We start from the raw sequence: 20,263 nt of genomic DNA on the forward strand, positions 1-20,263 counted from the left end.
GTTGTCGTGTGTGTGGTTCTGGCTTGGTGCGAAGCCCCTTGTTGGTATGAAGGCATGCCTTGGTGCGAAGCCCCTTGTTGGTATGAAGGCATGCCTTGGTGCGAAGCCTCTTGTTGGTATGAAGGCATGCCTTGGTGCGAAGCCTCTTGTTGGTATGAAGCCATGCCTCGGTGAAAAGCTATGCCTTTGTGAGGATCGGAATCTGCATCGCAAACGTGGCACTGCCGGTGGCGGTGAGTTCGACCTCGCGGATCATTTCAATGTGATAGCCTTCGAGGTCGATCGGCAGGTTATGCTTCTCGGCATAATCAAACAGCCCTGCTTGCGCGGTGAGATAGCCGATATCCGAGGCGATCGAGACCTCACAGCACAAATAGTTACCCGCTTTGACCGTGCAGTTGCCCCGGGCCGCTTGGCTGACCCATTCTCCGACATGATAGGGGATGGCGTGCCAGGGTTGGTCCAGCTCGGCCACCGGGGCCAGACACACCAGCCGGGTCACCTTATGGCCCAGCTTTTCGCACATTCTCTCCCATTCAAAATCCGGGATCGGGCGGGGTTTGACATATCGCTCCGGGAAACGGATCAGCGCGCAGGGGAGGTTGTCGGCGAGCTGAAATTCAATGGCTTGCTCAGTGCTCGGATGGGCCAGCCGGGCCAGTAGCTCTGTGGTCTGAGCCGGTGTTCCGGCATGGGCGAGGTGGCGAACGACTTTCGCGGTGGTCCCCAACTGTCGGCGCAGCGCCTTGGCCAGCGCTTGGGATGACGAAAAGCCAGCTTCGAGCGCAATCTCGGTGATCGTTTTCGATGGGGCATCCAGCAACAGGGAGACTGCAACTTGCAGCCGGATCCGGCTGAGATACTGTCCCGGCGTTTCGTGAAACAGTTGGGAAAACTGGCGGTGGAAATGAAAGGGGGAGATCGCACTTTGCTCGGCCACGGCCTCCCAGGTCAGCCCTTCACTGTAATCGTGATGCATGATTTCCAGCGCCCGTGCAAACCGCTGTTGCAGGTGCTCAGGCAGTGAGCTGAGTAAAGCGACTTCCGGCACCAGGTTATACGGAGAACTGGGTTGATCCGACATCATATGCAATACAGTTGGTTGAGTTGATTTACTATGCCGGGTGTCGGACATAAACGCAACTTGGGGGCTTAGCATCAGGGCTCACTCCGTACGCTTGAATCTGGTGTTCGGGCCTGGGAAGCGGTTGGTTCAGGCGCTTCTGCTTCTGTTTCTGGTGCAGCAACTTCAGCTGCAGCGATTGGGTACGGCGTTGACTCTTGGGCTATTGGGGATGACGCCGCTTTCTGTGGCGCTTTCTGTGGCGCTTGCGACCGGCTAAAGCAGGCCAGCAATACCGGCGTGAGGATCAGGGTGATCGCCGTTGCCAGCAGTTCGCCGAACACTAACGAGACAGCAGCTGGTTTGAGGTATTGCGCTTGCTCAGCACTTTCTGACAATAACGGCAGCAGGCCGCACACTGTGGTGATGGTGGTCAGGAAAATCGCCCTGAATCGCCCGGTGCATGCCTCAGACAGTGCCGCGTGCAGCGTCATGCCGGATCGAACGTTGGCATTGAACTGTGTCAGCAGGACCAGCGAGTCATTCACCACGATCCCCGTCATGGCCATCATGCCGAGCATGGAGAGCAGGCTGATCGGCAGCCCCATCAGGCCATGCCCAAGAATTGCCCCGGCAACACCAAAAGGAATCACCGCCATGATCAACAGCGGCTGCCAGTAAGATTGCAGCGGGATCGCCAGTAAAATGTAGATCAGCAAGATTGTCAGGATGAAGGCCGACGTCAGCCCTTGCTGAATGTCGCTGATTTCTTCGAACTCACCTGCGGCGTGAATGCGAACACCGGGAAAGCGCGACTCGATGGCCTGAATCTCGGCGTCGAGTTGTTGCAAGGTCTGCTCCGGTGACTGGATGGTTCGGTCCTGCCGCCAGTACAGGTTGATCACCTGCTCCCGATTGCGCCGATACAGTACTTCCGGCTCGCGCTCGACCGTGAAGGTCGCGACATCTTCAAGTAAGACGGCCTGCCCGTTGTCCAGTATCACCGGCGTCTGGCGCAATTGTGCCAGGCTGCGTTTGCTTTCGATCGGATAGCGCAGAATGATCTGGGTCTCCCGGCCGTGATCCAGGATCCGGTGTAGCTCTCTTTGGCCAAATGCTTCGCCGGTCAGCTTGGCGATGTGATGCTGGGTTAACCCCAACTGGCGACCAAACGCATTGAGCCGGATCCGCAGTTGATCTTGTCCGCCGTTGCCATCGTCATACACATCGTCAACGCCCGCAAGTCGGGTAAGTTGCTCAGCTAATGCGGTCGCTGCTTGCTGTGCCAGCGCTCTATCTGGTGCGGAGACCGACAGCAGCGTGCCGCCAGCCGGGGCATCTGCGGCGGAGAAGCGCAGAGAATCGGCGCCTTCGATCGGACCGGTGAATGTGCACCAGTCATGGAGGAGCTGATTGCCAGGCAACTGGCGCAGCGCCTCGGCAGACAGCTCTGCGGTGACCTCAATGTCGCCATAGCCGTCGGACCAGGCCAAGAGGTTGGTGAGCGGTGGGCTCGCCAGTGAAAATTCTTGTGTCAGCTGCTGGCTGAGTTGCAGCGCCGTGCGTTCAAGTTGTGCCAGCGCCTTTTCCTGCAGCGGGATCGGCGCTCCCTGTTGCAGCGTGACTTTGGCGGTGATGTAGCGGCCGGGGATTTCCGGAAAGAGGGCACTGCGGATGGTGCCGTTGGCCCACAGGCCGTAGGCCAGCACAACGACCGCGCTGAAGCTGAGCAATGTCGCCAGCTTGTGATGCAGGGCGCGTTGCAGCAACGGACGGTAGATCGCCTGAATGAACCGCTCCAACAGCTGCTGTGCCGACTGTTGCGTCCGGGTGACGAATGACGGCAAGCGAAGCTGTACGGACGCCCCGGCCAGATGCGCCGGTAAGATCCACTTGCTTTCGATCAAGGAGAACAGCAGGGCAATGATCACGATGGCGGAAAAACTCGCGAACAGCCGGCCAAAATCGTTGTTCAGCCACAACATGGGCGAAAAGGCGACGATCGTTGTCAGTACCCCGAAGACCGTCGCGACGGAAACCGCGTGGACGCCTTGCCAGGCTGCTTCCTTCGGGGGGCGGTGCGGGTGTTGCCGGGCATGGATACTTTCGCCCACCACCACCGCATCGTCGACCAGAATGCCCAGCACCAGAATGAACCCGAACAGGGTAATGTCATTGATGCTGTAATCGAGCCCGTTCATCGCGCCGAGGGTGCCGCACAGCGCAACCGGGATCCCGAGCGCCACCCAGAAGGCCAGCTTGAGATCCAGAAACAGCCCGAGCAGGAGCAGCACGATCAACAGCCCCTGCCAGGCGTTGGTGGTCAGGCGGTCGAGTTGATCTTCGATGTAGGGCGCCATGTCGGCCATGGTGGAGAGGGTGATATCGGCCGGTAAGCGCTGGCGCTGGCGCTGGCGGGCTAAGGTGTTCTCAATGGCCTGACTGATTCGCAGTAGGTTGTCCTGCTGGCTGGTACTGATGAGCAGGGCGATCGCATTGTCGCCGTTGTTGCGGACAATTGCCCCGGTGGTTTCATAACCCCGGCGCAATGTTGCCAGTTCCCCCAACGTTAGCGTCCCCGCAGCCGTGGAGAGCACTTCAAGGCCGCTCAGGCGCGATAAATCGTCGGCGTAACCGTCTCCCCGCAGCACCAAGCGGCCGCTGCTGCGTTTTAGCTCGCCGCTGCGGGTCTCCAGCGACATCTGTTCAAGGATCCCGGCCAGGCTTTCCAGGTTGAGTCCGTAGTGACGTAGTTTGTCGATATCCGGCTCAATGATGAGTTGCGGCGCTCTCGCCCCCCAGTTCGAAACATTAGAGATGTCCGGGTGTTGTTTTAATGCCAGTTCAACCTGCCGGGCGATGGGTTGCAGCTCGCGGTCCGGACGGGCACCGGAGATCACAACGAACGCCGCAAGGTTGGTGAACGCATCACGGCGGATGATCGGTTTTTCGGCGAGTGCCGGCCAGCTCTCGATACTGTTGATCTGATCGCGGACGTCTTCGAGCAGGTGATCCAAATCGGTGGCCGCAGTCTTGCGTACCCGGATCGTCGCTAGGCCTGCCGATGACTGACTGGTGATCTGTTTGATCCCGGCCAGCCCGCTGACGGCTTCTTCTACACGTTGAGTAATGCTTTGGTCAATCTGTCGGGCGGTGCCTCCCGGATAAGCCACTTCAATCACCAGGCTGGACGGGGCCATCTGCGGAAAAGACTCGACCCTGAGCTGTCCGGCGGTCAGTAATCCGGCGGCCAGAATTGCCACCATCAGCAGGTTGGCGGCGATGGGATGATCGATAAACCAGCGGGTCAGTCCGTTCATGGTCGGCGCTCCATATCCGTATTCGCTAAATCAGTATTGTTCAAACCAGTCTCCGTCAAATCAGGACTTTCTATATCAGGACTATCTACATCAGGGGTCTTTGCATCAGGGCTTTTCAAATTAGTCCTGCCTGACAACACCGGCATTACGGCTTGTCCGGGGAGCATGCTGTCCAGCGGATAGACCACGATACGACGGGGCTCAGCAGGGCGCTGCGCGAACGCAACCCAAACGCCCTGGCTTTCTCCGTGCAACGGATTCTGAAAACCTGCCTGCAATCGCGTGACCGGCTCACGCCGTAGCTGATTGTCTGTGGTGATTGACCAGACTTCGTTATCCCGGGTCAGCGCACTGGACGGGAGCAAAAAAGCGGCGGGATGCTCGTTTAACCGGATGTCGACGTTGACCTGCTGCCGGGGCAGCAAACGCGGTTGGGCGCGGTACGGATCCGAAACAGAAAACACGACCTGGCGCTGGCGTGAGGTGGCATCGGCTTGCGGCACGAGGTAGCGAAAAGTGCCCGGCCAGCGGTATTGCTGTCGGTCCCGGACCATCACTTCAGCATCAGGCTGGTCCGGGAACTGGGCTTGGGGCAAGGTTTGAGACAAGGCTTGAGACAGGGCCTGCCACTGGCGTTCGGAAACCGGTACCTGAATATCGATGGCGTCGCTGGCGATCAGTTCAAACAGGGCCTGACCCTGTTCGACAAACTGTCCCGGACTGACGGCGCGGCTGAGGATCAGGGCATCAAAGGGCGCAATGAGTTTCGCGTCCGCAAGTTGTTGCCGGGCAAACTGATCGGTGGCCCGAGCCTGTGTGAGCGCGGCGCTGGCGGCTGCAAGCTGAGGCTCCCGCCGGGCGTAGGCGGAACTGTGTTTACCAGCCAGCATTTTTAACGCCACAGTTTGTTCATGCTGCGCTTGCTGGAGTTCTAACTCGGCGGTTTTGAGCTGGTGGGTGGCCTGCGCGAGCTGGCTTTCCAGTTGCGAGGTGTCCAGTTGCACCAGCGGTTCGCCACGGGCGACCAGCGTGCCGGGTTCGAGCTGCGGGCTGATCGAGGTTACCTTGGCGCCAAGCGGCGCTCGAACTTCGCTGAACCAGCGCGGTGTGGTGGTGCCGATCAGCGTCATCACCGGCCGGAACGCCGTGGGTGTCGCCGTGATATAGGTGACCGGTTGTGCCGTGAATCGGGGCGGCTCCGGGGGAATGTTGTCCGGTTGCACCAGCGTCACTGCGGCAATAGCGGCAAGCAAGAGCAAGGTAGCCCAGAACAGGGGCAGGCGTTTTACTCGCTTCATGATTCGACTCCTGGCAAGGGGTGGGTGGATAAACGCTGGCTGATCTCACTGAGCCGGGACAGGGTTTGCAGTGTCGTGGGCAACAGAATGGCGGCTTCCACGAATTCCAGGGAATAGGAAACAATCGCAAACAACTCCCCGGCACTCGGCCCGGCGGTGTGGGTGATTTGCCACAGGTTGGCGAGGACAAAGCCAAACAGGATCAGAAAGATCAGTCCGTAAGTCAGTGCTTCGGTATCAGAGAGATAGATCTCGCGTGTTCTGAGTTTTTGCAGGTGCGAGCGGATGCTGATGCCGGGTGCCAGGGACAGCAGTTTGACCTGACGCTCCAGCTGGTTATTGAGCATGGTGTTCAACCGCATGAAGTGGCGGTGAAAGCAGGCATAAGTCAGCAGCATGGCAAGCGCAGCGCCGCCGGCATGCAGGGCCAGCACCGGATGAAATCCGGCGAGGATCACGATGGATGCGATCAACTGGATCAACGCCGTCAGCAGCGGCGGGAGATCATGCTCCAGAAAGTCGACCAGCTCGCGGGACATCGTCAGGCGCGCATTGCGACGGGTGATCGGACAGTGCTGAAGGTCGCGGGCTACCTGCTTGCCGACGTTAACACGCATCGTCCCGTAGGCCCGGGTATCGTAAAAGCGGCGTACCACCGACACGATGACCAGCAGCAACAGGGTGATCGCCAGGACTTTGAAATCGTGCAGGTCATGGTTGAGCAAGCCGTCGATGGAAAACCCGATCAACAGCGGTAAGAGCACCATCAGGATATTTTCAACCGCCACCATGAACCAGGTGACGGCCACCACATACGGATGGGCGCGGATAATCGACCGGACGGTCATTGCAGGGTGTGTTGCCATCGGTTGTCTCCTGAATGAAATCAGGAGAAGTATGTTGGCAGCCGGGATGGAAAAACGTGTCCCAGACTGCTGAGCGTGCGCTGAACGCCTGCATGAGGGGCAATGTTTGCTTCGATAGTCAGAACAGCAAGTTGAGACACTTTTTCTTTTTGCCTCAGGGGAATAATCACTCCACCAAAACGCATGGCGACGGCATTGTGGCTCAATACCAAACAGCACAACCAGCGCATGGGTCGATAACCAGTGGAATTTGAGGTGAATTGTGAAACACACATTATCCGCAATCGCGACGGGATTGCTGGCGTTCAATATGGCTTGCGCCGCGCAGGCATCTCAGGGGCTGAGCGGGGAGATCGGGTTCTTGCTGGGAGAGAGTGAGGTCCGGAGTAATTTTAATACCGATCACGCGGTGAAAACCGGCGATTTAAACAGCGAAGGGAAGTCAGAGACGGAGGAGATCACCACAATCTTCGGCCAGCTGCGCTATGACTTTGGCGATCATCAGCTGTTTGCCGGGACCAGTGATGAAGATATTGTCCGGGGTGTGTTCGCACTGGAGTTGGGGTATCGCTACACCCTGGCACCGGAGAGTCACCTCTCCCTGGCGTTCTTGCCGTCTGTTGTTGACGGTAAAACCTGGGTCGATCCTTATCTTGTCAATGTTGCCCGGCAGGAAACGGACGTTTCCGGCAATGCGCTGCGCTTACAGTACGATGTCAGTATTTTCTCAGCGGACCTGATTGTCTATGAAAGGGAGCTGGATCGCGAGCGGTCGGGACAGCAACTGAACGTGCCACGTCAGTCGTTGGTGCGAGACGGGGACGGGGTTCTTGCCCGCTTAGCGCTGGGGCTGCCGTTGGGGAGCACTTCTTATCTCGAGCCGGCCTTGATCTATCGCGACGACAACGCGGAAGGAAAAGCGTTGGCCTATCAGCGCCTTGGGATTGAGCTGACTTATCATTTTTCTGTGGGGCCCCATCAGTTTGCACTGGACGGCCGGTATGCCCGATCAGAATATGACGCCGTCCATCCGGTGTTTGGCAAAACGCGGGATGAAGATCATCTCAGCACCGTGTTGACCTATGAATATCAGGACATTGCCGGCTGGCAAGGGGTCAGCTTACTGGCGATGGCGATGTATCAGCAAACCGATGCCAATATCGCTTTTTATGATCAGGACACCGTCAGCATGATGGTTGGGGCCACCTATACGTTTTAAGTGCGCGGCGCGTTATCAGGGCGCTCAGTGCTTTTGGCCTGTGAAGTGAGTCAGAACAATCAGGGAGAGTGAAGATGAAAACTGTGATGTTGATGTTGTGTTGGTTCGGGATGATTTTGTCGAGCGCCCATGCTGCGCCTTTTCAATTACCGCATGACGGCAAGCAGCTGTCGGGACAGTATTTACCGCCACTTGGTGATGCGGTGCCAAGTGCCGTGGTGCTGTTTGTCCATGGTGATGGCGCGATGCCTGCGGATGCCCATGGTTATTATCCGCTCATTTGGCAAACCCTGCGGCGACATGGGATCGCGGTGGTGAGTTGGGCGAAACCGGGTGTCGATGAGTCGGAAGGCAACTGGCTGGCGCAGACCATGGCTCAGCGGCAACAGGAAGTGCTGGCGGTGGCGAAGTGGGTCCAGGAGACCCATGGGATTTCGCCGCAGCGCACCGGGCTGATCGGCTTTAGTCAGGCGGGCTGGGTGGTCCCGGCGCTGGCGGCCCGTGAAGATCGGTTCGGATTCGCAATCGGGATCGGATATGCAGTGAGCTGGATCGATCAGGGTCGCTATTACACCCGGCAAAAATATACACAACAAAGACTGAGTCCGGCGCAGATCGCTGCAAAGTTACGTGAGTATGATGAGGAAATTGCATTTTTCCAAACCGAGCCGACTTACGCTGAGTATGCCGCCCTAGTTGGTGAGGCTGCAATGACGCCGGAGCGGTTCACCTTTGTGATGAAGAACTTTCTCACGGATGCGCGGCAGGATTATCCGCGCATCCGCATCCCGACGTTACTCCTGTGGGGAGAAGACGATCTGAACGTCGATGCTCGTCACGAATATCAATTCTGGCAGCGCCAGCCACATCCGAAGGTCACCACGGCATTGCTCACGCAAGCCAATCATGGCCTGTTCGATTCAGAAATGTTTCCGCGGCAAGCCTTTAGCTGGTGGGAATGGCTGAAAATGACCTGGTTGCAGGAAGAAGCACTCGCGGAAGCGTTTTTGCCCACCCTGATGGGCTGGCTTGAGGGGCAGGGGATGCTCAACGGCCCTGACACAGCAGCGAATAAAAACGGCTGGGCGGTCGGTGTATGGGTGGGGGAGCGAAACAACACCACGCTTTAGCCATCAGCCCCGCTCGTTATGAAGCGGTCATATTCTAAGCCGTTTATTCTAGGTAGCTTGTCCTAAGCGGGATTTTCCTCGACGCCGACCAAGCGTAAGCAATCGGCAATCACCCCACGGATAAAGGCCTGATGGTCCGCTTCCTGCGAGGCGATAAGGTCGTCAGTTGCGCCGTGAACGCCCGCATAAATCAATAATGCGGTAATTCGCGGTTGCGCCACAGTCCATGCGCCTGAGCGGGTCCCGTCTTCAAGCATGGCCTGGAGCTGATCGAGCATCGCGTTCTTATCCGGGTTGCTGCGGTTGTGGTGATGATGGTTGGTATACACAATGTCATGCAGGCGGTATGTCTCTGCATAGGCCTCAATCGTTTCCCGGATCCACGCCGCGAGTTTGCCAAGCCAGTCATCAGCTTCACAGTGGCTCATGCTGGTTTCAAGCCGGTTCAGAAACTGAGCGGTATAGCGCGCTCGCATCGCGGCCAGCAGCTCATTTTTGGACGCAAAGTAGTGATAGAAGGTGCCTTTGGCGACCCCTGCCAGCGCCACAATGTCATTGATCGGTGTTGAATCCACCCCTTTGGCAAGAAACAGCTGCTCAGCAGCGGACATCAACTCATCCAGACGGACTTCAGCAGGCTTGATACGCCGGGTTTTCGGGGCTTCCGGCTCCGGCCGGTTCGTTCTGTCTTCCATGGGCTTTGGCCTTGTTGTATCCGGTGATGCCTTGAATGCAATAAGTTGAATAATATTGATTGACCGACGGTCGGTCAATGATTATTGTTGATATCTATTCTCATTTGAGAGGGGGGGAGATCAAATGCAACGCTATCAACTTCATGCACTGGTCATTGCGGCCTATCTCGGCACATTCTTAGCGACGTTGGACATCAGCATTGTCAACGTTGCCTTGCCGACGTTGCAGACCGCGCTTCATGCAGAGATGGCAGGGCTCCAGTGGATTGTGAACATTTACGCGATTGCCCTGTCGGCAGTGATGCTGTCGGCCGGCCCGCTGGGAGATAAATATGGTCATAAGCGGGTATGGTTGGGGAGTGTCGCCCTGTTTGTATTTGGCTCGGTGATTTGCGCCGGTGCGGCTGAGCTGTCCACGCTGTTATGGGGCCGCGCCGTGCAGGGCATTGCGGGGGCGCTGTTGATCCCGGGGGCCATGCCGATTCTGACCCACGCCTTTCCGGATCCCCGTCAGCGAGCCCGGGTGATTGGCGGATGGTCGGCATGCAGTGCGCTGGCGCTGATTTCCGGTCCGCTGCTTGGCGGGTTGCTGCTGGAACGCAGTGGTTGGTCGAGTATCTTTCTGGTTAACGTCCCGATTGGTCTGATTGCCCTTGTGCTGGGCGCCTGGGGGATCGCGGAGCGTCAACATCCCGATCAGGCGGCCTTTGATCCTGCCGGACAGGTCTTGAGTATGATCTGGCTTGGGCTGCTCAGCTATGGCTTGATTGAAATTGGCGAGCACGGCGCATCCACAACGCAAGTGCTGATGCCGCTCCTCGGCGCTGCGGTGGCTTTTGCTGCCTTTGTCTGGGTTGAATCAAGTGTCAAACGACCACTGTTTCCGATCGATCTGTTTCGTCATCGTTCGCTGGCCGTGGCCAACCTGGCTTCCTTTGCTTTGGGCTTTTCGGCATATGCCAGTCTGTTCTTCCTGTCCCTGTATTTGCAGCAGGCGCAGGGGGACACCCCATCGATGGCCGGGTGGCATCTGATGCCACAATTTGCGGTGATGGGGATTTCATCGTTGCTGTTCGGCCGGATGGCGCATCGCTTTACGCTGAAAACACTGATGGTCGGCGGGTACGCTTTGGTTGGCATTTCCCTGTGCGCGATGGCCCTGTTTACGGCGAATACCCCTTATGTTGTGGTCGGCAGTGCCCTGGCTGTGTTGGGGCTGGGCATGGGGCTGTCTGTTCCCGCAACCGGGTTGATGGTCATGGGGCTGGCACCGGCAGAGCGCGCCGGGATTGCATCGGCCACCATGAATGCGCTGCGGCAAATTGGCATGACGCTGGGCATCGCCGTGTTAGGCAGCCTCATGAGCCTTTACGCGATCCAGCAAATGGCAGAGGCAGCCAGCTCCGGCAATTTGCAGGATGCGGTTGCGCTTGCCCGGCGCGCCATTGTCCATTCCGAACTGCCTTCCGGGAACGAAGGGCTGTTGTCTGCTTATCGCACCGCCATGGCGAGCGGGTTCGGCATCGCCATGTTCTGCGCGGGCTTACTGAGCCTGCTGGCGGCTGGCCTGTTGGTGCTGTTTACCGAGGAGCGCCAAACCGTGCCGGTTGGCACTGAGGTTGAAAGCCAAACTACAGTTCATGAGAAACAGGAACATGCCCAGAGTTAGGGGGGTTAGTATAGAAAGGTTTAAAGTTTGGCTTGAGGGGCAGGGATTGCTCAGCTCCTGTTGGCACAGCGGTGCACCTCAGTTCCGAAAATTGACTAAAACCAAGGGTGGCTTCGCCAACTTAACCAGCTTGCTGAAGCTGCTCTATGCGGGGATGTTGAAGGCCCCCGAGAAGTGGACGCATCCTGTGCAAAACTGGAACCTGACGCTATCCCAGTTGAGCATCCACTTCCCGGACAGGGTGGATCAATATGTGGATCGGTAGTGTTCAAAGTTTTGTGTCTTTTCCTACACTTACTGAAAAAGGGAGAGACACATCATGGCTGATAAATACGAAATCGATATCCAGGCCTTTGCTAAGGCACTCCAATCCGGTCAAAATCTCAATGGCAAGGATGGCCTGCTCACGCCGCTGATCAAGCAGATCACTGAAGCTGCTCTGGGGGCAGAGCTGGACGAACACCTGACTAAAGAGACCTCGACCAACCGCAGAAATGGCTCATCTAAAAAGACCGTCAAGACATCTTCTGGTGAGTTTGAGTTGGAAACACCGAGAGACCGAAACGGCTCATTCGAGCCGCAGACGGTCAGGAAATACCAGACCCGCCTGACAGACGAAATGGAAGGTAAGATCCTCTCCCTGTTCGCTCTGGGTAACAGCTATCAGAACATCCGAGAGCATCTCTTAGATCTATACGGCATGCGCATCTCAAATGGCACGATCAACGCCATCACCGACCGCCTAGTGCCTGAACTCAGAGCATGGCAGGAAAGGGATCTGGAGCCGCTTTATCCCTTCGTCTGGTTAGATGCAATTCACTATAAAATCAAGGAGAACGGTCGCTTCATCTCCAAAGCTGTATACACCATTTTGGGCCTGACCGTTGAGGGCAAGAAGGAGCTTCTGGGACTGTATCTGTCTGAAAATGAAGGTGCACATTACTGGCTCAGTGTATTGACCGACTTGCAGAACCGCGGCGTTAAAGACATTCTGATCGCCTCAGTTGATGGCCTGAAAGGCTTCCCTGAAGCAATCGAAACCATTTATCCCGAGACAGAGGTGCAGGTCTGTGTCATTCACCAGATCCGCAACTCCATGAAGTACGTCGCTAGCAAAAACCAGAAGGCCTTTATGGCCGATCTCAAGTGTGTCTACAAGGCTGCAACACAGAATGCTGCGGAGCAGGCGCTGGACGAGCTGGAAGCAAAATGGGGCAAGCAGTACCCGTTAGTCATCAAATCCTGGCGCAGCAAGTGGGACAATCTGTCGGTATACTTCAAGTATCCCGAGCAGATCCGGCGGGCCATCTACACTACCAATGCGGTTGAGGCGGTGCACCGGCAGTTCCGCAAGCTGACTAAAACCAAGGGCGGATTCGCCAACGAAACCAGCTTGCTGAAGCTGCTCTATGCGGGGATGTTGAAGGCCTCCGAAAAGTGGACGCATCCGGTTCAGAACTGGAACCTGACACTATCCCAGTTGAGCATCCACTTCCCGGACAGGGTCGATCAATATGTGGATCTGTGACTTACACTGACACAGAACTATGAACACCCTCTGTGGATCTGTGACTTACGCAGACACAGAACTATGAACACCCTCTTAGTGTCTAGTATTGATAGTGCAGATTATTTACAGAGTCAAAAGTTTTGCCATTGCCTCTCCCGATTTACTTTAAAATTAATACTGAATTTTGTTTGGGGTTAAAGGCTTTCGAGACCAGTGTTCGTCAATAGTTTGAGTAAAATCAGCCCTTACTAATTTGGCTCTTTTCTCAAGCCAGTTCCCTTTATCCTTCCTCAAATAAATACCTTCAATTTTATTAGCACCATAATATGACGGTTGGTCTAACATCAATTTCAAGCCTTTGAGACTAAATCTACCTTGATTCAACGGTGAAATAATGGGAATACCTACAGTCGCTAGAACCTCATTCCTTCTTTTAACAGAATAAAATTTGCCTGCTGAACGACTATAAAGATCAAAGCAAATAAACCAATTTGGTAGCTTTTCATAACCAATTGAGTGCTCGGCATAACACCATTCACCAAACAGTATTAGATCTTTATCAAGCACTAGTTTAAGTTGATACTCATATTGTTTTATCCATTTCCACAAATGCTTAAACTGACCACCTACATCTTTATCTATCCAAGCCCCTCGATTTTGTGCTCTTAATTCCCCACGCTGATCAATTGAGAAGCCCACATTAGCCCCATCGACCTTCTCTTCAATAACTAGCTCTGAAGATAAGAAAGATTCCACATCGAATGGTGGCAATATTTTATCATCCCTAGGTTCCCTATCACCTAACCAATCTATATGAGGAGTATGAGGAAATCTGAAAAAATCTGGCATCATTTTGCCTTCTTCTTTTCCCAGTTTTGTTTGTTCCACTCATCAATAATTTGGTGAACATGAACGTTAGCTGCAACTAACTCGGTCTCCCAATCATACCAATCGGTATCGCAAGCATTGATTATCTTGCATTCAGGATCGTCTTCATTTGCCTTAATACAAGCGGCGACCATTTTTGTATCTGCCAGGTCATGAACCACTGTTTTCAAAGGCTCATTCAAGACGGCAACTTTGTCAGTGTATGCGGGATTGGCATCCCATTCAATATCGATATAGTCAATCTGTTGTCTATCTATCTTATCGAATAGAACGCGCCTACCGTAATCTTGGGCGGTTAGCTTATTTTCGTATTCGCCTATTATTTCATAATCGAAATCCACGACCATACGATGACTGCTCATATCAAACTCTACGAGCCAATCAAGTACTTTCTTGGCCTCATCCGGGTCTTCAACTGGATGATTTTCTGAGCGGAAAGGAGATTCAGGATGCTCTCCACTTGCAACAATGAGCACGTTAGTATCAATCACCTGGCTACTCATGGGCGAGCTCTCTCTGCTTTCATTCGTTGCATTGTCTCTTGGACTTGCTTTCTCACTTCACCGGTAGCATCGCCGAAGAAATTTTTTGGCCATTCATCAATTCGCCCAAACTTATCCATCTTCAGAGTTTTCAATACAGCATCAGATTCTTCACGCTCAACAAAATACAATGCACATTGATCTGGCTTGGCTTTTTGGGTAGCAACTAAAGTCTGCATACGTCTGAATAAGTGTTCGGAATGTGTCTCAACGATAAATTGAACATCACGTTCTAAGCTGACTTCCAAGAACAACTCAGCAAGTAATGACTGAGCCAGAGGATGCAAATGGATTTCAGGTTCTTCTAAGATAATCGTTGACTTTTCTGGTGCGAAATATGCCAATACAAGCACAGGAAGCACTTGCGACACCCCTGTACCAACATCAATTAGATTTGCCGCTACACCATCTCGATGAACAAGTATGTTGTAGTTACCAGCACCAATATGTTTGACCTCAAGCTTATCGGCGATGCGCATTTTTTTTAGCCACTTTGATACTGCTTCAACTAGGCCATCGCTCTTTTTGCCTGATGTATTATTACTAGTTAACAATGCAAAAACGGCCTCGTTACCATCAACGCCGATGATTCCTGGTCGAGTTCTATTCCATATATACGTTCTTCTAGGCTTGCTTCTGAGAGGGCCTAAGTAAGAGATAGCTTCAAGTTCTCTTATGATCGACAAGCTGATATCTTCTACGTCACTTCCACTTGGCCCCATATTATAAAGTGCGTCTTTAGAAAACGATACACCACGTTCAGGTGAATACTCCCTACTCTTCAGACTAGTTCGAGTTTCATTAGGCAAATAAATATTAAAAGCCCCCTTATCCGAACGTTGGGCTCTATACCAATTTTTGCCATCATTACTGAGTTGAAGTAGATCAATTACTGGGCTTTGCTTCGAGTCCTGTTTATAGTCAACTTTCAGAAAACTTCTACCTTGTCTTCCGTCAACATCCATTTCAATAGAAATTTTCCTGTTTTCAGGATCTTTCGTTAATAGATCGTCAAATGATCCCATGTCCACATAGTCATTTGCCTCGTCTCCACCCAGATTTAAATGAATCGTTCTATCTGGGGATGTCGCAGTCTGCTTCATTAGCAACAGGCTTTGTAAGAGGCTCGACTTCCCTGTTGAGTTTTCACCAAGCAACAGTGTTACCGGAGAAAAGTAAACATCATCAGAACTTCGCCATGCCTTGAAATTCTCTAATTTGATTCTTTTAAACATTAAATTTCCTTTGTTCTCTATAGTGTCGCTCGTTCAACGATGACGCTAGTAAGACTTTGCTGTGTGAAACCCACTCTACCGCTTAACACTGAGCACTTCAAAGTAACTATTCTCTTAATATACAAATAGTTTGCTGCTATTCAGTATATCGTAAAGCCAATATAAATCCGAGTGCGCATTATTCACTGTACAACTAGTTGAATTCAGGGGGAGTAAAAGCTCCAAGGCGAGAGCGTGAGTTAATTAATTGTAAAATCACTACTCAAAAGGCATATTTGAATCTACAAGAAGAGTGATTTTGAACCATCTGCCACTGGTGCCAGGTGTACAGCCTGGTCAATAATTGAACAGTTGATGCGTAAATATTTACTTGATTACCCCTAATACTCAGCCCCCTGAACTATACTAAATGTAGGTGAGTTCATGAGGGTAAAGTCATGGCTAAAAATCAAGTTCAGTTTCAAAAAGGCATTTCTATTCATCAGTTTATGACTATGTATGGTACTGAGGAACAATGCCAGAAACGATTGTTCGAGATGCGTTGGCCGACGGGCTACCGTTGCCCTAACTGCCGCCATGATAAATATTGTCAGTTGAAATCACGCGCCTTATTTCAGTGTAATCAGTGCCATCATCAAGCTTCGTTGATATCAGGGACGCTATTTGCCCACTCTAAACTGTCTTTAACGGTCTGGTTTCTGGCCATTTACCTGATAACACAAGAAAAGAACGGTATCTCTGCTCTTGAGTTGTCCAGACAACTCGGTGTTTCATACAACACGGCATGGCGAGTAAAACAGAAACTCATGCAGGCCATGAAAGAGCGAGATGATGAAACGCCTTTAGATGGTTACGTCCAAATTGACGATGCCTACTGGGGCGGTGTGAAGCGTGGTGTCCGTGGCCGTGGCGCTAAAGGGAAGCGTCCATTTGTTGCAGCCGTATCCATGAACGAAGAGGGTCACCCAATACGAATGCGCTTTACCGCTGTTGATGGGTTTAAGAAAGCAGAGCTGACGCGTTGGGCTAAGGCTCATTTAAGGCCGAAATCGCTGGTCATTTCTGATGGGTTGGCTTGTTTCCGTGGTATCGAAGATGCAAAAATCTTTCACCATGCCATTGTAACTGGCGGTGGTGCGGATTGCGTAGAATTGCCCTATTTCAAGTGGGTTAACACCATGATAAGTAATGTGAAAAATGCAATGCATGGCACTTATCACTCAATCAAAAACAAACATTTACCGCGCTATCTTGCCGAGTTTTGCTTCAAGTTTAATCGACGGTTTGATTTAGAAAAGATGCTTGAGCAGTTAGTTTATTCCAGTATTCAAACAGCGCCGATGCCTCAGCGTCTTCTTAAGCTAGCTGAGGTTCGATGGTAATCAAGAATATTTATTGGTGAGCAAAAAGTGAACATACGTGCTATCACCCTGGTGTAAGATCTAAGCAGGAATGGGGCATTTTCAAGTTAGAGCGTTATGCTTTACTTAGCGACTCGCTCAATCGTGAAGCCAGACTCATCACTACAGTGAATAAAAATGGTGCCATCTCCTTTGAGTGGATGGTCAAACTCGATTTTGCCTCGGCCGCACAGTTCATCCCCTTCACATATGCCCTGCCAGCTAAACTCTAACACTGGAAATCGAGTTGAAACTCGGACGTCCATCCATCCTTTAACAGCCCCAAAAACGAATTGTCCTAATCCATCGTTACTGAATTCAAAGTAGCCCGGTTCAACCAAGTCGACATATTCCTGGCTCCAATTCGACATCGACGTTATTTTCCATCTACCAATGAAATCATGCATGACGTTATCCCCAAATAAATGCTCCGTTCTAGGCACTTTATATTCATTAGAGACGCTTGTGCAAATCAATGGCGGCTGAAGTGTGACTTCGAATTGTGGTTGCAAGTAACAGGGGATTTTCATGAGGGAAATACCTGCCTCCGCTCCAATAAAACGAAGACAGGCATATGAGTTAACGGCGAGGCCGAGCGACCTCGCCAAGGACTGAATCGTCCTGATTGGTTTTGCTTGTCGTTTAGTATCCCTTCTTCATCAGGCGTTTCTCCGACACGATGATGCGGTTCGATTTGTGGATCTGCTTAAATCGGGCGCGTTGTTCATGCAAAGCACTGCTATTTCTCGCTTGCTCGCGGAGCAGTTTGAAATAGTTGTTCAGTCGGCGCTGGTCAAGGGCGCCGGTTTCCAGTGCATCTTGAATGGCGCAGCCCGGCTCGCTTTGATGCTGACAGTCACTGAATCGGCACGCTTTGCTGAGTGCTTCGACATCGGCGAAGGTTTCACTCACCCCGGTTTCGCAGTCGGCGAGCTGCAATTCGCGCATTCCGGGGGTATCGATCAGTACCGCGCCTGATGGCATGAAATGCAGCGACCGCGACGTCGTGGTGTGGCGTCCCTTGCTGTCGTCTTCGCGGATTGAGCCGGTTTGCTGAATTGACTCGCCCATCAGGGTATTGACCAGCGTGGATTTCCCCACGCCGGATGAGCCCATGAAGGCGACGGTTTTGCCGCTTTTACACCAGAGGTTTAAGCCATCGCAGCTGGTGGGCTCTAGCGCATTGACGGCTTCTACCATCAGCATCGGGTCGATGGCCTGGACGGCAGCGCGTTTGTCATCAGCGTCCTCACACAAGTCGGCTTTGGTCAGTACCACCACGGGCTCGACGTTGTATTCGCGCGCCAGGGCCAGGTAGCGTTCAATCCGGCTGAGGTTAAAGTCGTCATTGAGCGAGCAGACGATAAACAGGGTATCGACGTTGGCGGCGATATACTGCTCGGCCACTTTGCTGCCGGGCGCCCGGCGGCTGAACAGCGAGGTTCGTTCCAGTTGCCGGACAAACTGGTGGTCGTGATCGAGCAAGATCCAGTCGCCGACGGTCATCGCGGGCAGGCGATGGTGGATCGGCAGTTGGTGCTCACCTTGCTCGGTCTGAACCACGTAGCCGCTGCGGTGATGGGCCAGGATCCGACCGGTGATGCTGGTTTCCAGATCGTCGAGTGTCAGTTGTTGTTGAAACACAGGTTGCCAGCCAAGTTGGCTGAGTGTCATGGTTGAATTCATTGCTTTTCCCTACGCATGCAGAATCGCATTGCAAAGCGCTCTGCGCGCAATCAACAGAAAGTATGAGGGTCAAATGAATAGGCATAGACCCCGGTCAGAAAACACCGGGCAAGAGGGAAGGAGAGAGGGGAAGAAGTTGCTGTTATACCAATCAAAGTCAGTCAGTGATCAGAAATAGCGCAGGAAAAATGTTTGAGAACAAGGCAGAATTTTTCGATAAGTAGTTATTCTACAATCAAAAATTCTAACGCAGTTATCGAGCATTTTAACAAGCTAGGATGACCAGTGATTTACTGCGATTGGTATTAGTTCAGCGTTGAGTGTCCGCTCTGCTTCTCAATATTTGCCGGGTGGGTTTTGAATACAATCATCAGAATCTCCTTACAGGTATGAATGGGTGTGTGCAGATAGTAGCACATTTGTTACAAGATGCCAGCCATTGGCTTAAGGTGTCAGCTTTTGACCCAAGGTATCGGCCATTGACTCAAGGTGTTCGCTTTTGACTCAAGGCTTCAACCGTTGGCTCAAGGTGCGTGTGTTGGGCAACACTGGCACCTTAAGCGCATGTGGATCAGAGCGGATTAAAACTTATAGCTCAGACCGACACCCAAAAACAGCTGGGTTTCATTGTAGAAATCGATATTGGAGTCGACCACACTGTAGCCGGCCAGGGCGTTCAGGCCCCAGTTTTCCCAGTCCATGAACTGGTCGTATTCGTAGGCGAAGTTGAGCCCGACTTCATGGTCTTCCTGCGTTTTGCCGAACACCGGATTGGCTTCATCAAAATCGGCCAATGCATATTCCCCGGAAATCGCGTAGCCGTGGCGTCCCTGCTTGGTCAGATAGGTTAAACCGACGCCGTAGCGGGTCATCGACATCGCATCGCCATCGGCGGAAAAGCGATTGATGGTCAGCTCTGGTTGGAGGGTGGAAGTCTCCCCGGTGCTTACTGCCCAGGCGAGCCGGGAATAAATACCGTCGCCGTCGCGCTGAAGCTGGTTGAGATCGCTTGGCGTCAGTCCGGGAATACTGGTGCCGGATTGCTCGCTGTCTATATCCCGGTCATAGATGGCCAGATCGAGCGAAATCCCCTGGTCCAGAATATTGTTGTACTGGAATCGCAGCGCATTCCCGGAAACATCCGTTTCTTTTCTGGCCTGATTGACGACAAAGGGATCCTGCCAGGTTTCATCATCCACAATGGTCGGCAAGACAGAAAAGGCCATGGTTGAGTTGTGGGCGGTTTCGAACTGATAGCCAATTTCGAAGGCAATTAAGCCGGTGGCAATATCTTCCCGCGACGTCCCGAGGTAGACCAGCTGGTTGTTCTCGGCCCCGAAGGTGTAGCGAAACTGGCCCAGCGGGAACAGGGTGACGCCGGATTCAGTGTCAGCTTCGCTGTTGAGCGGCGCTTCTTTCACGGCATTATCGGTATCAAAATTGGTTTCTTGCTGGGCATATCCAAGCAGTAGCGAGACTTCGCCACTGAGCCCGGGTGGCCCGAGTGCGGCCGTCGCCTGTGCGCTGACCATGGCGGTGAGCCCTGCTAGCCAATAATATTTCATATGGTCTCCTGTTCACGGTTCACAAATGCAATACGTTTATTCAACAAAGTGCCTAGATATACGTGATCCAGGGCAAATTGAAAAGTGTTTGCGCCGCGCGAGAATATAAAATTTAACCCGGTATACGTTTTGAGCCTTCTTTTTGTTTTATTGAAGGAATTCCAATCCGTTCAGTGA

16 protein-coding genes and 1 pseudogene are annotated in these 20,263 nt (G+C 53.0%); 6 read left to right on the plus strand and 11 right to left on the minus strand.

All coding sequences use genetic code 11. From position 1 onward, the window contains the following. Positions 1 to 178: 178 nt before the first annotated feature. Genes NH461_RS24560 through NH461_RS24575 form a run of 4 tightly spaced genes read right to left on the minus strand, consistent with a single transcriptional unit; the run spans position 179 to position 6,547 of the window. Positions 179 to 1,159 (minus strand): helix-turn-helix transcriptional regulator, encoded by a 981-nt coding sequence (locus NH461_RS24560; protein ID WP_261603578.1) that lies wholly within the window; start codon positions 1,157 to 1,159, stop codon positions 179 to 181. Further along, the gene (locus NH461_RS24565) at positions 1,159 to 4,383 is read right to left on the minus strand and encodes an efflux RND transporter permease subunit (RefSeq protein WP_261603579.1); all 3,225 of its coding nucleotides are present in this window, start codon (positions 4,381 to 4,383) and stop codon (positions 1,159 to 1,161) included. Before NH461_RS24565 ends, NH461_RS24560 begins: the two co-directional genes overlap by 1 nt. Continuing rightward, complete coding sequence (locus tag NH461_RS24570; RefSeq protein ID WP_261603580.1) at positions 4,380 to 5,681, minus strand: efflux RND transporter periplasmic adaptor subunit; 1,302 nt, start codon at positions 5,679 to 5,681, stop codon at positions 4,380 to 4,382. Before NH461_RS24570 ends, NH461_RS24565 begins: the two co-directional genes overlap by 4 nt. Next, on the minus strand, positions 5,678 to 6,547 hold the full coding sequence (locus NH461_RS24575) for an ABC transporter six-transmembrane domain-containing protein (RefSeq protein ID WP_261603581.1): 870 nt from the start codon (positions 6,545 to 6,547) through the stop codon (positions 5,678 to 5,680). The genes NH461_RS24570 and NH461_RS24575 overlap by 4 nt, the downstream gene beginning before the upstream one ends. Before the next feature lie 262 nt (positions 6,548 to 6,809). On the opposite strand from NH461_RS24575, the gene NH461_RS24580 reads away from it, so the two are divergent. Further along, positions 6,810 to 7,766: a DUF2860 domain-containing protein gene (locus NH461_RS24580; RefSeq protein WP_261603582.1), complete on the plus strand. Its 957-nt coding sequence runs from the start codon at positions 6,810 to 6,812 to the stop codon at positions 7,764 to 7,766. 74 nt (positions 7,767 to 7,840) lie between these two features. Beyond that, positions 7,841 to 8,896, plus strand: coding sequence for an alpha/beta hydrolase family protein (locus NH461_RS24585; protein ID WP_261603583.1), 1,056 nt, complete (start codon positions 7,841 to 7,843; stop codon positions 8,894 to 8,896). A 62-nt stretch (positions 8,897 to 8,958) separates the two neighbouring features. Here the strand turns inward: NH461_RS24585 and NH461_RS24590 are convergent, their stop codons facing one another. Continuing rightward, complete coding sequence (locus NH461_RS24590; RefSeq protein ID WP_261603584.1) at positions 8,959 to 9,591, minus strand: TetR/AcrR family transcriptional regulator; 633 nt, start codon at positions 9,589 to 9,591, stop codon at positions 8,959 to 8,961. Positions 9,592 to 9,715: 124 nt separating this feature from the next. On the opposite strand from NH461_RS24590, the gene NH461_RS24595 reads away from it, so the two are divergent. The 3 genes and pseudogenes from NH461_RS24595 (at position 9,716) to NH461_RS24605 (ending at position 12,788) form a co-directional block, all read left to right on the plus strand. Beyond that, complete coding sequence (locus NH461_RS24595; protein ID WP_261603585.1) at positions 9,716 to 11,260, plus strand: MFS transporter; 1,545 nt, start codon at positions 9,716 to 9,718, stop codon at positions 11,258 to 11,260. Positions 11,261 to 11,339: 79 nt separating this feature from the next. Then, a pseudogene (locus NH461_RS24600) lies at positions 11,340 to 11,525 on the plus strand (IS256 family transposase); the annotation flags it as partial. A gap of 54 nt (positions 11,526 to 11,579) precedes the next feature. After that, the gene (locus tag NH461_RS24605) at positions 11,580 to 12,788 is read left to right on the plus strand and encodes an IS256 family transposase (RefSeq protein WP_261600374.1); all 1,209 of its coding nucleotides are present in this window, start codon (positions 11,580 to 11,582) and stop codon (positions 12,786 to 12,788) included. A gap of 153 nt (positions 12,789 to 12,941) precedes the next feature. Here the strand turns inward: NH461_RS24605 and NH461_RS24610 are convergent, their stop codons facing one another. From NH461_RS24610 to NH461_RS24620, 3 genes are read right to left on the minus strand one after another with little or no spacing between them, the layout of a single operon-like run. Further along, positions 12,942 to 13,658 (minus strand): RNA ligase family protein, encoded by a 717-nt coding sequence (locus NH461_RS24610; protein ID WP_261603586.1) that lies wholly within the window; start codon positions 13,656 to 13,658, stop codon positions 12,942 to 12,944. Beyond that, positions 13,619 to 14,161 (minus strand): hypothetical protein, encoded by a 543-nt coding sequence (locus tag NH461_RS24615; protein WP_261603587.1) that lies wholly within the window; start codon positions 14,159 to 14,161, stop codon positions 13,619 to 13,621. Before NH461_RS24615 ends, NH461_RS24610 begins: the two co-directional genes overlap by 40 nt. Further along, positions 14,158 to 15,435, minus strand: a complete 1,278-nt coding sequence (locus tag NH461_RS24620; protein WP_261603588.1) for a DUF3696 domain-containing protein — start codon at positions 15,433 to 15,435, stop codon at positions 14,158 to 14,160. The genes NH461_RS24615 and NH461_RS24620 overlap by 4 nt, the downstream gene beginning before the upstream one ends. A 437-nt stretch (positions 15,436 to 15,872) precedes the next feature. Between NH461_RS24620 and NH461_RS24625 the strand changes: the two genes are divergently transcribed. Beyond that, positions 15,873 to 16,817 carry an IS1595 family transposase gene (locus NH461_RS24625; RefSeq protein WP_261603567.1) on the plus strand — a complete coding sequence of 315 codons (945 nt, stop codon included), beginning with the start codon at positions 15,873 to 15,875 and terminating at the stop codon, positions 16,815 to 16,817. Between the two features lie 101 nt (positions 16,818 to 16,918). On the opposite strand, the gene NH461_RS24630 is transcribed toward NH461_RS24625, so the two are convergent. The 3 genes from NH461_RS24630 to NH461_RS24640 all read right to left on the minus strand — a co-directional run bounded on the left by NH461_RS24630 (position 16,919) and on the right by NH461_RS24640 (position 20,086). Then, entirely contained in the window at positions 16,919 to 17,242 is a 324-nt protein-coding gene (locus NH461_RS24630) for a hypothetical protein (protein ID WP_261603589.1), read from the minus strand. Positions 17,243 to 17,477: 235 nt separating this feature from the next. Beyond that, complete coding sequence (rsgA, locus tag NH461_RS24635; RefSeq protein ID WP_261603590.1) at positions 17,478 to 18,521, minus strand: ribosome small subunit-dependent GTPase A; 1,044 nt, start codon at positions 18,519 to 18,521, stop codon at positions 17,478 to 17,480. Positions 18,522 to 19,102: 581 nt separating this feature from the next. After that, a complete protein-coding gene (locus NH461_RS24640; protein WP_261603591.1) occupies positions 19,103 to 20,086 on the minus strand; it encodes a DUF2860 domain-containing protein in 984 nt (327 codons plus the stop codon). Positions 20,087 to 20,263 lie beyond the last annotated feature (177 nt).

Origin of the sequence: Photobacterium sp. TY1-4, from assembly GCF_025398175.1 — a bacterium.
Taxonomy (GTDB): domain Bacteria; phylum Pseudomonadota; class Gammaproteobacteria; order Enterobacterales; family Vibrionaceae; genus Photobacterium.

Excerpts from the sequence above, each read along its gene's own strand:
- NH461_RS24570 (WP_261603580.1), bottom strand. The coding sequence starts at position 5,681 with ATGAAGCGAGTAAAACGCCTGCCCCTGTTCTGGGCTACCTTGCTCTTG.
- NH461_RS24630 (WP_261603589.1), bottom strand. The coding sequence starts at position 17,242 with ATGCATGATTTCATTGGTAGATGGAAAATAACGTCGATGTCGAATTGG.
- NH461_RS24595 (WP_261603585.1), top strand. The coding sequence starts at position 9,716 with ATGCAACGCTATCAACTTCATGCACTGGTCATTGCGGCCTATCTCGGC.
- NH461_RS24615 (WP_261603587.1), bottom strand. The coding sequence starts at position 14,161 with ATGAGTAGCCAGGTGATTGATACTAACGTGCTCATTGTTGCAAGTGGA.
- rsgA (WP_261603590.1), bottom strand. The coding sequence starts at position 18,521 with ATGAATTCAACCATGACACTCAGCCAACTTGGCTGGCAACCTGTGTTT.
- NH461_RS24640 (WP_261603591.1), bottom strand. The coding sequence starts at position 20,086 with ATGAAATATTATTGGCTAGCAGGGCTCACCGCCATGGTCAGCGCACAG.
- NH461_RS24575 (WP_261603581.1), bottom strand. The coding sequence starts at position 6,547 with ATGGCAACACACCCTGCAATGACCGTCCGGTCGATTATCCGCGCCCAT.
- NH461_RS24565 (WP_261603579.1), bottom strand. The coding sequence starts at position 4,383 with ATGAACGGACTGACCCGCTGGTTTATCGATCATCCCATCGCCGCCAAC.
- NH461_RS24620 (WP_261603588.1), bottom strand. The coding sequence starts at position 15,435 with ATGTTTAAAAGAATCAAATTAGAGAATTTCAAGGCATGGCGAAGTTCT.
- NH461_RS24560 (WP_261603578.1), bottom strand. The coding sequence starts at position 1,159 with ATGCTAAGCCCCCAAGTTGCGTTTATGTCCGACACCCGGCATAGTAAA.
- NH461_RS24625 (WP_261603567.1), top strand. The coding sequence starts at position 15,873 with ATGGCTAAAAATCAAGTTCAGTTTCAAAAAGGCATTTCTATTCATCAG.
- NH461_RS24605 (WP_261600374.1), top strand. The coding sequence starts at position 11,580 with ATGGCTGATAAATACGAAATCGATATCCAGGCCTTTGCTAAGGCACTC.
- NH461_RS24590 (WP_261603584.1), bottom strand. The coding sequence starts at position 9,591 with ATGGAAGACAGAACGAACCGGCCGGAGCCGGAAGCCCCGAAAACCCGG.
- NH461_RS24585 (WP_261603583.1), top strand. The coding sequence starts at position 7,841 with ATGAAAACTGTGATGTTGATGTTGTGTTGGTTCGGGATGATTTTGTCG.